Source organism: Ruegeria spongiae, from assembly GCF_023502395.1.
GTDB classification, from domain to species: Bacteria; Pseudomonadota; Alphaproteobacteria; order Rhodobacterales; family Rhodobacteraceae; genus Ruegeria_C; species Ruegeria_C spongiae.
This window is the reverse complement of sequence record NZ_JAMFMB010000004.1, coordinates 143822-156864: the sequence shown is the minus strand read 5'-3', so window position 1 is coordinate 156864 and position 13043 is coordinate 143822. Positions and strand designations below refer to the sequence as shown.

At 60.1% G+C, this 13043-nt stretch carries 15 protein-coding genes; 7 read left to right on the top strand and 8 right to left on the bottom strand.

The features are described 5' to 3' along the window. Positions 1-8 precede the first annotated feature (8 nt). From sdhD to M3P21_RS05035, 7 genes are all read right to left on the bottom strand, one after another. Positions 9-380 carry a succinate dehydrogenase, hydrophobic membrane anchor protein gene (gene sdhD, locus M3P21_RS05065; RefSeq protein ID WP_249707397.1) on the bottom strand — a complete coding sequence of 124 codons (372 nt, stop codon included), beginning with the start codon at positions 378-380 and terminating at the stop codon, positions 9-11. Between the two features lie 11 nt (positions 381-391). Continuing rightward, on the bottom strand, positions 392-778 hold the full coding sequence (sdhC, locus tag M3P21_RS05060; RefSeq protein ID WP_249707396.1) for a succinate dehydrogenase, cytochrome b556 subunit: 387 nt from the start codon (positions 776-778) through the stop codon (positions 392-394). Positions 779-988: 210 nt separating this feature from the next. Continuing rightward, entirely contained in the window at positions 989-1651 is a 663-nt protein-coding gene (locus M3P21_RS05055; protein WP_249707395.1) for a DUF1194 domain-containing protein, read from the bottom strand. Positions 1652-1718: 67 nt separating this feature from the next. Further along, entirely contained in the window at positions 1719-2747 is a 1029-nt protein-coding gene (locus tag M3P21_RS05050) for a MaoC family dehydratase (RefSeq protein ID WP_249707393.1), read from the bottom strand. Continuing rightward, complete coding sequence (locus M3P21_RS05045; RefSeq protein WP_249707391.1) at positions 2747-2953, bottom strand: DUF1737 domain-containing protein; 207 nt, start codon at positions 2951-2953, stop codon at positions 2747-2749. The genes M3P21_RS05050 and M3P21_RS05045 overlap by 1 nt, the downstream gene beginning before the upstream one ends. Before the next feature lie 13 nt (positions 2954-2966). Beyond that, complete coding sequence (locus tag M3P21_RS05040; protein WP_249707389.1) at positions 2967-3521, bottom strand: NnrU family protein; 555 nt, start codon at positions 3519-3521, stop codon at positions 2967-2969. Positions 3522-3524: 3 nt separating this feature from the next. Further along, positions 3525-4385, bottom strand: coding sequence for an HpcH/HpaI aldolase/citrate lyase family protein (locus M3P21_RS05035; RefSeq protein ID WP_249707387.1), 861 nt, complete (start codon positions 4383-4385; stop codon positions 3525-3527). Positions 4386-4564: 179 nt separating this feature from the next. On the opposite strand from M3P21_RS05035, the gene M3P21_RS05030 reads away from it, so the two are divergent. After that, on the top strand, positions 4565-4879 hold the full coding sequence (locus tag M3P21_RS05030) for a hypothetical protein (protein ID WP_249707385.1): 315 nt from the start codon (positions 4565-4567) through the stop codon (positions 4877-4879). Positions 4880-4921: 42 nt separating this feature from the next. Here the strand turns inward: M3P21_RS05030 and M3P21_RS05025 are convergent, their stop codons facing one another. Next, the gene (locus M3P21_RS05025; RefSeq protein ID WP_249707383.1) at positions 4922-5677 is read right to left on the bottom strand and encodes a sulfite exporter TauE/SafE family protein; all 756 of its coding nucleotides are present in this window, start codon (positions 5675-5677) and stop codon (positions 4922-4924) included. 161 nt (positions 5678-5838) lie between these two features. Here M3P21_RS05025 and mdh point away from each other — a divergent pair, with 161 nt between their 5' ends. From mdh to M3P21_RS04995, 6 genes are all read left to right on the top strand, one after another. Beyond that, positions 5839-6801, top strand: coding sequence for a malate dehydrogenase (mdh, locus tag M3P21_RS05020; RefSeq protein WP_249707382.1), 963 nt, complete (start codon positions 5839-5841; stop codon positions 6799-6801). Between the two features lie 259 nt (positions 6802-7060). Then, positions 7061-8254 (top strand): ADP-forming succinate--CoA ligase subunit beta, encoded by a 1194-nt coding sequence (gene sucC, locus M3P21_RS05015; protein ID WP_249707379.1) that lies wholly within the window; start codon positions 7061-7063, stop codon positions 8252-8254. Continuing rightward, positions 8255-8599, top strand: coding sequence for a hypothetical protein (locus M3P21_RS05010; protein WP_249707378.1), 345 nt, complete (start codon positions 8255-8257; stop codon positions 8597-8599). Positions 8600-8611: 12 nt separating this feature from the next. Continuing rightward, on the top strand, positions 8612-9493 hold the full coding sequence (gene sucD / locus M3P21_RS05005) for a succinate--CoA ligase subunit alpha (protein ID WP_249707375.1): 882 nt from the start codon (positions 8612-8614) through the stop codon (positions 9491-9493). 44 nt (positions 9494-9537) lie between these two features. Then, complete coding sequence (locus M3P21_RS05000; protein ID WP_249707373.1) at positions 9538-10086, top strand: DUF805 domain-containing protein; 549 nt, start codon at positions 9538-9540, stop codon at positions 10084-10086. Then, positions 10083-13040 carry a 2-oxoglutarate dehydrogenase E1 component gene (locus M3P21_RS04995; RefSeq protein WP_249707371.1) on the top strand — a complete coding sequence of 986 codons (2958 nt, stop codon included), beginning with the start codon at positions 10083-10085 and terminating at the stop codon, positions 13038-13040. The genes M3P21_RS05000 and M3P21_RS04995 overlap by 4 nt, the downstream gene beginning before the upstream one ends. The last annotated feature ends 3 nt before the right edge of the window (positions 13041-13043 follow it).

Genomic DNA, 13043 nt, shown 5'->3' with positions numbered 1-13043 from the left:
AGAGCGCGTCAAAGGGCGATGCGCGCGATGGCGAAAACGCCTGCCGCGGCAGCTGCATAAGAAAGGCAAATCACCAGAATGATCAGGATTTTCTGGGCCAGCCCGTGAACATAATCTTCGATTAGCACCTGCGCGCCTTCGGCAAAATGCTTGAAGCCCACGATCAGTGTCAGCACCGCAACGATGGCGGGGAACGGCTTGCTGTAATAGGCGATCACCGCGTCATGCGGCTGCCCCAGCATCGGACCGAAGGTGAAGATGAAAAGTGGTATCAGAAACAGCAGCGCAACCGCGCTGACCTTCATCGACCAGAAATGCGCGGTGCCGGTTTTGGCAGAGCCAAGGCCCTCGGCCCGCTTGCGGTCGGTAAGATAACGCATCGGGGGTCTCCTTACGCGACAATGATGAGGGTGATGAGCGTCAGGACGAAGGACCCGATCACGACGGCCCAGCCCAGCTTTTCGGCCACCGGCACATCAAGACCAATCGCATTGTCCCAGATCAGATGCCGGATACCGGCCAGCGTATGGTACCAGATCGCCCAGAGCGACAACGCCATGACCACATCGCCCAGCAGCGAGGTGATCCACCAATCGGCGCGGGCAAACGCTTCGGGAGAGGTGGAAGCGGCCAGAAACCACCAGACGATCAGCAGGGCCGCAACGATCAGCGCATTGCCGGTAATCCTTGTCAGGATCGAGGTCACGGAGGTCAGCTGCGGACGATAGATCGTCAGATGCGGCGAAAGAGGGCGATTGCCCCTGTTGACATCTGCCATGGTGGCTCCTTTCCGTTAGCTGCAACGGTTTTAGCGGATTTTACCGCCCTGTCACCTGCTGCGAGCGCAAACCGACGGTGTTTTTTGTCACATACCCCGCGTTTCTCGGGTTTGTGATCACACATACAATTGCCGTGATCACAGAGGGCGCGGAAGAACTGCGGCAGCGTCAATTCATACAGACCATATTGAAAGAAAACGAATCTTCTTTCAGCGCGCTGCGGCGGTCTGTTCGGTTACCTCGCGCAGCAATTTCTTTCTGATCCGTTCGGGATAGTCGCGAAACCCTCCGGCTGTGACCACAAATGCGCCATCGCCCATGATCACATTCTCGTAGAAATACGCCGTCAGGTCGGGCTCGCTCTGTTCGATGGCGATGGCATTGACCGTGATGTTGCGGGCGGCCAGATCGGCGCGCAGAGATGTGGGTTCGACCCCTTCGTTCGACATGCCATCGCCGGACAGGTCGATCAGATGCCGCTTGCAATCGGCCACCTCGTCAAACCGGACCATCGTGGTGGCCAGTGCCTCGCCGATCGCGGTCGAGAAGTTGCGCCAGACCCGCTTGTCCGCAGCAACCGCATCCGCAAACCGGTCGATGGCATCGAAACTGTCGATCGTTGTCCAGGGGATGGTGACCTGCTGGCGTGACGAACCTGTCCACTGGATCAGCATCAGCTGCGCCTGCCCCCGCACCAGCGCCTCGGAGATGATGGGATCGCGTAGCGCATGCGCCAGCCCATCCATCTGGATGCGGTATTCCTGGGAATCAACCGACCCGGACACATCCACCGCCAGCGCCAGCGCCAGATCACATGCCAGCGCCGGAGAAGAGAGGAGTGTTGTCAGTGCGAAGGCGCGCAATCCGAACATGGGCCAAGACTAGCACGAAATTTCGGGCGTGGAGTCAAATGCCTGTCAGAGTGGCGCGCCGCCGCTCTTAGATCGGCATCAGTGCCCAATAGTCCAGATCCAGCAGCACTTCGGGGCGATACCGGCCCTCTTCAGTCCTGAGTTGGAACGGTTCACCACCCTTGGTGGCGACCAGGCGCAGTCGAATCGCACCCACACCCGGCGTAGCAGTTTCGGCCTTCTCCAGCACCTCGGACCAGGCCTTGACCGTGTCGCCCGCCATGCAGGGATTGGCATGCGCCCCGGCATTCAGACCCACGATCATCTGCGCATTGGCCAGACCGTTGAAGCTGAGCGTGCGCGCCAGTGAAATCACATGACCGCCGTAGATCAACCGCCCCTCGGGCCGCACGGTGAGGTCGAAATGCACCTTGGCGGTGTTCTGCCACAGGCGGGTCGCCATCATGTGCTCGGCTTCCTCGATGGTGACGCCGTCCACATGGTCGATCTTTTCACCGATCTCGTAATCGCCCCAGCGATGCGGCTCGCCCGCCAGCGCGAAATCGTAGTTTGAGAAATTCAGCCCCTCAGGCACCACAAGCTGATCGGCGGGAATGACCTTGCTGAGTTCCGGCAGCACGGTTTCGGGCGCGGGCGCGTCCAGATCCTTTTTGCGCACCATCACCCAACGGCAATATTCCAGCACCACCTCGTCGGGCTGGTTCAACCCGCGCGTGCGCACATAGACCACGCCGGTTTTGCCGTTCGAATTCTGCTTCAGCCCGATCACCTCGGATTCCGAGCGCAACGTGTCGCCCGCCCAGACCGGTTTCAGCCAGCGCCCTTCGGCGTAGCCCAGATTGGCCACCGCGTTCAGCGAGATATCGGGAACGGTCTTGCCGAACACCACATGAAACGCCGCCAGATCGTCGATCGGGCTGGCCTGCAGGCCGCAATTCTGCGCAAAACTGTCCGAGGAATAAAGCGCATGACGCGCCGGATAGAGTGCATGATAGAGCGCGCGTTCGCCGCCCGACACCGTACGCGGCACGGCGTGTATCAGGGTCTGCCCAACACTGTAATCCTCAAAGAAAAAGCCCGAATTGGTCTTGCTCATTATTGTTCACCTAGCTTCATGTCCGGGGTGTAGACCCCGTCGATCTGTTTTGTCACCGCCTGCGCGCAGCGCATCTTGCCGGTGGCGTGGTCATAGGCGTAAGACGGGTCACCATGCAGGGCCCAGCCCTTTGCCAGTGCATCGCTGACCTTGTGGCAAAAACCCGAGGTGTCTTCCTCGGTCAGAAGGCGATAGAGCAAAGACATCAGAGGGTTCCCCTTAGCCACCAAAGGGCCACGGACCGATCCAGCCATGGATCAACCCAATAACGACAAGCAATACAATCGAGGCTGCAAAGAACATCCCATCCTTGGCCAGCGTTCCAGGTACACCCGGTGTCCATTGCGTTTCGGCCCGATTGATCACGATTTTCTCGGCAAGCGACCAGGCCCAGAGCCCGCCAAACAGAATTATGCCCGCCAGATCACCATTCACCAGCAGATGCGCAATCGCCCAGAGGCCGAACCCCGTCAGCATCGGGTGGCGTACACCATTCAGCAGGCGGCCTTTCTGGCCCGCCGGGCTCATCATCCAGATCGCGATCAGAATCAACAGGTTGTTGACATGGACAAGGAAGCTGGGTGGTGCCCAGACATGGATAAAGGGAGTCATTCGGAACCCGACCACCATCAGAATGACCGCCAACAGCAATCCAAGAGCGACAACACCCTTCCCCTTGCCCCCCATCGCCCGCCGCTGCTCGGGCATCAGACGTTTGAAAAGATGAGCGCCCCACCAGAGCGCCAGACCGAGGACCAAAAGGACAAAACCCATAAGCTAGCTCTCCGCTTGCATGACCTGAATTGCTTCGGCTTTTGCCAGAATTTCACGGGCGGTTGCAACATGCAGGTTTTCGACGATCTTGCCGTCGACCACGGCAACGCCCTGCCCCTGCGCATGAACCTCGTCAAAAGCGGCGATCTGGCGGCGGGCCAGATCGATGTCGCCGTCGGAGGGCGCAAAGGCGGTATTTGCCACCTCGACCTGCGCCGGGTGGATCAGCGTCTTGCCGTCAAACCCCATATCGCGACCCTGCTGACACTCGACGGCCAGCCCGTCGACATCCTTGAATGCGTTATAGACGCCGTCGACAATGATCAGCCCCTCGGCCTTGGCCGCCAGCAGACAGAGTCCCAGCGAGGTCAACAGCGGTTCACGATCCGGGCGGAAGTTGGTCTGCAATTCCTTGGCCAGATCATTGGTGCCCATCACGAACCCTGCCATCAGCGGATGCGCCGCGATTTGGGCCGCGTTGAGCATGCCACGTGGTGTTTCCATCATCGCCCAGATCGGCAGGTCGCCGGTGATCGCCGCCACGGCATCCACATCCGTCGCCGATCCGACTTTGGGAACCAGAACCACATCCGCACCCATCTCGCGCACTGCTTCCGCGTCGGCGCGGCCCCAGGGCGTATCCAGCCCGTTGATCCGCACGATCCGGAACCGGTTGCCATAGCCACCCTGCGCAAGCGCCGATTTCAGCGTTTCGCGCGCGGCGTCTTTTTCGTCAGCCGAGACCGCATCTTCGAGGTCAAAGATGATGGCGTCGACCGGCAGCGTTCTGGCTTTCTCAAGCGCGCGTTCCCGCGATGCCGGGATGTACAATACGGAACGATAGGGTCGCTGGCGCTGATCCATGTGCCTCTCCTGAGCAATATAGTTGCGCGGAGAGGTGCATTTTTCTGCCGGAAAGTTCAAGGATAATTTCGCCGCATCGCAGCAAAAGCCTGTTGCATCCGCCCGAAACGTCACGTTAACCCGGTGTCAGGCCCCTTCGCGCAGCCTGTTCACATCGGTTCAGAACAGCGAGGCCACCAATGACACTCGGATTTCTCAAGATGACGATGGGGCTGGGCCTGATGGCGCTGGCCGCACAGCAGCTACAGGCAGAACAAAACAACTGCGCCCCTCGGGACGTGGTGCTGGACCGGCTTTCCGACAAATATGGCGAAAGCCGCCGTGGCATCGGGCTGGTGCAACAGGGATCGGTGATGGAGGTCTTTGCCTCGGACACCACCGGGACGTGGACCATCACGGTCACACTGCCGAACGGGATGACCTGCCTTATTGCCTCGGGTCAGTCCTATGAAACACTGGCCGAGGCCGCGCCGGCCCAGGGCAAGGATGCCTGATGCAGACGCGCCGCGCGGCTTTTCAGCTGCCGCGTACAGGGGTCACGTCAGCGCATCCCAGATCAGTTTGCAGCCCGTGATCATCAGCAACAGATAGGCGAGCGAAAAGAACAGCCGCTCTGGCACCATCCAATGCGCACGCACCCCCAGCCAGGCCCCCAGCAATGCAAAGGGGGCCAGCAGCAGATCGGCCCAGATCGTTTCCAGTGTAAACAGCCCCAGATAAGCGTAGGGTATCGCCTTGGCAAAGTTGATCACCCAGAACACAAGCACGGTGCTGGCCTGATACTCGGTCTTGCCCAGACGCTGGGCCAGCAGATAGACCGCCGCTGGCGGGCCGCCCGCATGGCTGACAAAACTTGTGAACCCCGCCACAAGCCCCGCAAATAGCCCCGCCTTTGCCGTCAGCCCGTGTTGGAAGCCGCGCACCCAGCCACGGCTCTGCGACAGCTGCCAAATTACGAATCCCACGGAAATACCGCCAATCAGAAGACGCAACAGATCGGCATCGGTCGCCTTGTAGAGCCACGCCCCCAGCGCCACCCCCGGCAGGCCGCCAAGAACCAACACCCAGGAATCGCGCGCGCTCCAACGCTTCCAATAGGGTTTCAGCGTCGCCACATCGACCAGCATCAGCAGCGGTAACATCAGCGCCAGCGCCTGTCCCGGCTCCAGTACAAGTGCCAGGATCGACGACGAGGCAAAGGCCACACCGCCGCCGAAGCCTCCCTTGGAAAAGCCCGCAAAGATCACCGCCGGAATGGCGACCGCAAAAAACCAGGGGTCAAGCTCAGGCATCGCGCCATCCCAAATAGAACTGTCCGGCCCGAGGTTTAGCCCAGCCAAGTGCAGAGCGATAGAGCGCCTCTGCGCCCATGCCGCGTCGCAGAACACTTGCAAGCCGCGCCATTAACGACTAGCACAGCCGCGATTTCAATCTCGGAAGCGGAGACATTCCAATGGCCAGACCCAAGATCGCGCTTATCGGCGCAGGTCAGATCGGCGGCACACTTGCCCACCTCGCAGCCCTGAAAGAACTCGGTGACGTTGTTCTTTTTGACATTGCCGAGGGCACCCCCGAAGGCAAAGCGCTGGACATTGCCGAATCCGGCCCCTCCGAAGGGTTCGACGCCACGCTCAAGGGCACCCAGTCTTATGCCGACATCGCCGGTGCGGATGTGTGCATCGTGACCGCCGGTGTGCCGCGCAAACCGGGGATGAGCCGCGATGACCTGCTGGGCATCAACCTGAAAGTGATGAAATCCGTCGGCGAAGGCATCCGCGACAACGCGCCGGACGCCTTTGTCATCTGCATCACCAACCCTCTGGACGCGATGGTCTGGGCCCTGCGCGAATTCTCGGGCCTGCCCCACAACAAAGTCTGCGGCATGGCCGGCGTGCTGGACAGCGCTCGCTTCCGCCATTTCCTGGCCGAAGAGTTCGACGTGTCGATGAAAGACGTCACCGCCTTTGTGCTGGGTGGCCATGGCGACACGATGGTGCCGCTGACACGCTACTCGACCGTGGCTGGCATCCCGCTGCCCGATCTGGTCAAGATGGGCTGGACCAACCAGGAGAACCTGGACGCCATCGTGCAGCGCACCCGTGATGGCGGTGCCGAGATCGTTGGCCTGCTGAAAACCGGCTCGGCTTTTTACGCGCCCGCAACCGCCGGTATCGAAATGGCCGAGGCATATCTGAAAGATCAGAAACGTGTGCTGCCCTGTGCCGCCTATGTGGACGGCGCGCTTGGCCTCAAGGGCATGTATGTGGGCGTACCCACCGTGATCGGCGCTGGCGGGATCGAGCGTGTCATCGACATCAAGATGACCAAGGACGAGCAGGCGATGTTCGACAACTCGGTCAACGCAGTCAAAGGGCTGGTCGAGGCCTGCAAGGGGATCGACAACTCGCTGGCCTAACCGCCACCGATTCACCGCGACATAGTGTATGCGCGTCCAACCGGGCGCGCATTTTTCGTTCCGGCCAGAATCATCCGTTTCTGCCAGGTTTCAAAACCCCCAGAACATCTGGTGTCGGGAATTTGTGATCACACTTTTTTTCGTGTGATCACAAATACCGAAAATCGCCTGTTTTTCCACAGTTCCTGCAAAAAACCCTTTAAATCCACATATCACACACGCCAAAAAGTCCCAAACGCAGCCACACGGGACAGTTTTCATGAACATCCACGAATATCAGGCAAAGGCGCTTCTGCGCAGCTATGGCGCTCCGGTGTCCGAAGGCCAGGTCATCACCCGCGCCGACGAAGCCAAGACCGCCGCCGGAGAGCTTGACGGACCGCTCTGGGTCGTCAAGGCCCAGATCCACGCGGGCGGACGCGGCAAGGGCAGCTTCAAAGAGGCCGATGCTGGCGAAAAAGGCGGCGTGCGCCTGACCAAATCTGTCGAGGAAGCCGCCGAAGAAGCCAAGAAGATGCTGGGCCGCACTCTGGTCACCCATCAGACCGGCCCGGCGGGCAAGCAGGTCAACCGCATCTACATCGAAGCAGGCTCGGGCATCGAAACCGAATTGTACCTCGCCCTGCTGGTGGATCGCCAGACCAGCCGCGTCTCATTTGTCTGCTCGACCGAAGGCGGCATGGACATCGAAGAGGTCGCCGCCTCGACGCCCGAGAAAATCCTGTCCTTCTCGGTCGATCCCGCCACCGGCTATCAGCCCTACCATGGTCGCCGCATTGCATTCTCGCTGGGTCTGACCGGTGGTCAGGTCAAGCAGTGCGTCAAGCTGATGGGTCAGCTCTATAAGGCCTTCATCGACAAAGACATGGAGATGCTCGAGATCAACCCGCTGATCGTCACCGACAGCGGCGATCTGAAAGTGCTGGACGCCAAAGTCGGCTTTGACGGCAACGCGGTCTACCGCCACCCCGATATCGCTGAATTGCGCGACACCACCGAAGAAGACCCCAAGGAACTGGAAGCCTCCAAATACGACCTGAACTACATCGCGCTGGATGGTGAGATCGGCTGCATGGTCAACGGTGCGGGTCTGGCGATGGCGACCATGGACATCATCAAGCTCTACGGCGCCGAGCCTGCCAACTTCCTCGACGTGGGCGGCGGTGCGACCAAAGAGAAAGTGACCGAAGCGTTCAAGATCATCACCTCGGACCCGCAGGTCAAAGGCATTCTAGTCAACATCTTTGGCGGCATCATGCGCTGTGACGTCATCGCAGAGGGCGTTGTTGCCGCGGTGAAAGAGGTCGGCCTGCAAGTTCCGCTGGTCGTGCGGCTGGAAGGTACGAATGTCGAGAAGGGCAAAGAGATCATCAACACCTCTGGCCTGGACGTGATCGCGGCGGACAACCTGAAGGACGGTGCCGAGAAGATCGTGAAGGCGGTTAAGGGTTAAATGCCGACTACTGTTTGGGAAATTGTGTCCACCTGGGCCGCTGAAGGAACATTCCTGAAGCATTTGGCTATTAGCGGCGTAAGCTTGATATTCGTAGGACTTACATACGCAGGTCAAGCCGCTGCGAGCATGTCTGCGGATCAGGATGGAAACGTTCCCGTGGTTTCGGTGACGGAAAACCCACTCAAGACTTTCGACAAGTCTTTTGGCGTGACCTACAGGACACATCACGTTTCAGAAGGCTCCTACAATTCAGCAATGAAGTTCCTGCGCATTCCATTGCTCGGGCTTCTCATCGTCGGAGTGGTCGGAATGGCAATTTCCGGCATTCAGACGATACTTTAACTGGAGAAATCAATGGCCGTCCTCATCGACGAAAACACCAAAGTCATCTGTCAGGGCCTGACCGGCTCGCAGGGCACATTCCACACTGAACAGGCCATCGCTTATGGCACCAAGATGGTCGGTGGCGTGACGCCGGGCAAAGGCGGGATGACCCATCTCGACCTGCCGGTCTTCAACTCGGTCCACGAGGCCAAGGCGGTGACCGAGGCCAATGCCTCGGTGATCTATGTCCCGCCCCCCTTTGCCGCCGACTCGATCCTCGAAGCGATTGATGCCGAGATGGAGGTGATCGTCTGCATCACCGAAGGCATCCCGGTTCTGGACATGATGAAGGTGCAGCGCGCGCTGGAAGGCTCGAAATCGCGCCTGATCGGCCCCAACTGCCCCGGTGTCATCACGCCCGACGCCTGCAAGATCGGCATCATGCCCGGCCACATCCACAAGCGTGGCTCGGTCGGCGTTGTGTCACGCTCGGGCACGCTCACCTATGAGGCGGTCAAGCAGACCACCGACGTGGGTCTTGGCCAGTCCACCTGCGTCGGCATCGGTGGCGACCCGATCAAAGGCACCGAGCATATCGATGTGCTGGAATGGTTCCTTGGAGATGACGAAACCGAAAGCATCATCATGATCGGTGAGATCGGCGGGTCGGCCGAGGAAGAGGCCGCGCAATTCCTGGCCGATGAGGCCAAGAAGGGCCGCTCCAAACCCACCGCAGGCTTCATCGCAGGCCGCACGGCCCCTCCGGGCCGCCGCATGGGCCACGCGGGCGCGATTGTCGCCGGTGGCAAAGGCGGTGCCGAGGACAAAATCGAAGCCATGCGCGCAGCCGGTATCGTCGTGGCCGAAAGCCCGGCGCAGCTGGGTGAAGCCGTTTTGGAAGCGATCGGGTAAGGCCGCTCGGCCACCGATTGGTAGCTTTGGGAGGAGCGAAGCACATGACCTTTGGCTTGGCAGTCAAAACGTGTTTCTCTAAATTCCTCACCTTTTCGGGGCGGGCCTCTCGCCCCGAATACTGGTTCTTTTTCCTGTTCGTCGTGATCTGGAGCGTTCTTGCCGGGATCATCGACGCACAGTTCTTCACTCAGGTGTCCAAGACACAAGTGAACGACATAACCACCGTGACGGCCACTTCGAACGGCCCGGTGCAGAGCATCGTTGCCCTGATCGTCTTTCTGCCCAATCTGGCTGTCGCTTGGCGGCGGATGCATGATACCGGGCGCAGCGGGCTGTATGCGCTGTTTCCCATTCTGCTGGCGCTTGGCGCGCTGGCTGTGCTGGTCTTTGGCATCGGCCTTGCCTCGACGCTGGGTCACGGAGGCGCGCATCGCCTCGACATCCTCTTCACCCGCGCCACGCTCCTGATCGTGATCCCGACGTTAATCATTCTCGTGCTATCGCCGCTACTGATGCTGTGGTGGCTGACCCGCCCCAGCCAACCCGGCACCAACAAATACGGTCCCAACCCACATGAGGTAACATCATGACCGACCAATCGCCCAACGACCAGTTCCATGCCTCGAGCTTCATGCAGGGGCACAATGCGGCATATCTGGAGCAGCTCTATGCCCAATACGCCAACGACCCCAACGCGGTGGATGCTGCATGGGCCGAGTTTTTCAGGCAGATGGGTGATGCCGAGCTGGATGTGAAGGCCGATGCGGCGGGTCCTTCCTGGGCGCGCAATGACTGGCCGCCTGTGCCTGCTGATGAGATCACCGGCGCGCTGACCGGGGAATGGCCGGTGGCCGAAACCAAGGCGGCGGGCAAGAAGATCAAGGACAAGGCCGCCAGCGCGGGCGTCGAGGTCAGCGATGATCAGATCAAACGCGCGGTGCTTGATTCAATCCGGGCGCTGATGCTGATCCGGGCCTATCGCATCAGGGGCCATCTGGTCGCCGATCTGGACCCGCTGGGCATGCGGTCCGGCACCCCGCACCCCGAGTTGGACCCCAAGACCTATGGCTTCACCGATGGTGACATGGATCGGCCGATCTTCATCGACAACGTGCTGGGTCTGCAGGTCGCCTCGATGCGGCAGATCGTCGAGATCGTCAAACGCACCTATTGCGGCACATTCGCGCTGCAATACATGCATATCTCGAACCCGGACGAGGCTGCCTGGCTGAAGGAACGGATCGAAGGGTTCGGCAAAGAGGTCCGCTTTACCCGCGAGGGGCGCAAGGCAATCCTCAACAAGATGGTGCAGGCAGAAGGGTTCGAGAAATTCCTGCATGTCAAATACATGGGCACCAAACGGTTCGGCCTTGATGGCGGTGAAAGCCTGATCCCGGCGATGGAACAGATCATCAAGCGCGGTGGTGCGCTGGGTCTGCGGGACATCGTGATCGGCATGCCGCACCGGGGGCGGCTGAACATCCTCGCCAACGTGATGGCCAAGCCCTACAAGGCGATTTTCAACGAGTTTCAGGGCGGCAGCTTCAAGCCCGAAGATGTGGATGGCTCGGGCGATGTGAAATACCATCTGGGTGCCTCCAGTGACCGCGAGTTCGACGGCAACACGGTGCACCTGTCGCTGACCGCCAACCCCAGCCACCTTGAGGCGGTGAACCCTGTGGTTCTGGGCAAGGTCCGCGCCAAGCAGGATCAGTTGAACGACACCGAACGCACCAAGGTGATGGGCATCCTGCTGCATGGGGACGCGGCCTTTGCCGGTCAGGGCGTGGTCGCCGAAGGCTTCGGTCTGAGCGGCCTGAAAGGGCACAAGACCGGTGGCACCATGCATATCGTGGTCAACAACCAGATCGGCTTTACCACCGCACCGCATTTCAGCCGCTCATCGCCATATCCGACCGATATCGCGCTGATGGTCGAGGCGCCGATCTTCCACGTCAACGGCGACGACCCCGAGGCGGTTGTGCATGCCGCCAAAGTGGCGACCGAATTCCGGCAGAAGTTCCACAAGGACGTGGTGATCGACATCTTCTGCTATCGCCGCTTCGGGCATAACGAGGGCGATGAGCCCATGTTCACCAACCCGATCATGTACAAGAAGATCAAGACGCATAAGACCACGCTCAGCCTCTATACTGCGCGGCTGGTCAAGGACGGGCTGCTTCCCGAGGGCGAGATCGAGGATATGAAGGCCGCCTTCCAGGCCTATCTGAACGAAGAGTTCGAGGCCGGAAAGAATTACAAGCCCAACAAGGCCGACTGGCTGGATGGGCGCTGGTCGCATATGGACAAAAGCAAAGACGAGTATGTCCGCGGCGACACGGCTATCAAACCCGAGACCTTTGCCGAGATCGGTGCCGCGCTGTCCCGCGTTCCTGAAGGCTTCCCCATGCACAAGACCGTGGGCCGGCTGATGGACGCCAAGAAGAAGATGTTCGAAACCGGCGAAGGGTTCGATTGGGCCACCGGCGAGGCGCTGGCCTTCGGCTCGCTGCTGACCGAAGGGTATCCGGTCCGCCTGTCGGGGCAGGACGCCACGCGTGGCACCTTCTCGCAACGCCATTCCGGCTTCGTCAATCAGGACACCGAAGACCGTTATTACCCGCTCAACAACATCCGCGCCGGGCAATCGCATTATGATGTGATCGACTCGATGCTCAGCGAATATGCGGTGCTGGGGTTTGAATATGGTTACTCGCTGGCCGAACCAAATGCGTTGGTCCTGTGGGAGGCGCAGTTCGGCGATTTCGCCAATGGTGCGCAAATCATGTTCGATCAGTTCATCAGCTCGGGCGAAAGCAAGTGGCTGCGCATGTCGGGCCTGGTCACCCTGCTACCGCACGGATTCGAGGGGCAAGGCCCCGAACACAGCTCGGCCCGGCTGGAACGGTTCCTGCAGATGTGCGGTCAGGACAACTGGATCGTGGCGAATTGCACCACGCCCGCGAACTATTTCCACATCCTGCGCCGTCAGTTGCACCGCACCTTCCGCAAGCCGCTGATCCTGGTGACACCCAAGTCGCTGCTGCGCCACAAGCTGGCGGTCAGCAAGACCGAGGAGTTCACCACCGGCTCCAGCTTCCACCGGGTGCTGTGGGATGACGCCCAGCACGGCAATTCCGACACCAAGCTCAAACCCGACAACAAGATCAAGCGAGTGGTGCTTTGCTCGGGCAAGGTCTATTTTGACCTGCTGGAAGAACGCGACGCGCGCGGCATCGACGATGTCTACCTGATGCGGATCGAACAGTATTACCCATTCCCGGCCCATTCGCTGATCAACGAATTGGAACGCTTCAAAGGGGCCGAGATCGTCTGGTGCCAGGAAGAGCCCAAGAACCAGGGCGCCTGGAGCTTTATCGAACCCAACATCGAATGGGTCCTCACCCGGATCAAAGCCAAACACTCGCGCCCACGCTATGTCGGTCGCGCCACCTCGGCCTCACCCGCGACCGGTCTGGCCAGCCAGCACAAATTCCAACAAGAGGCGCTCGTGAACGAAGCGCTGAGCATCGAAGGAAAGTAACAC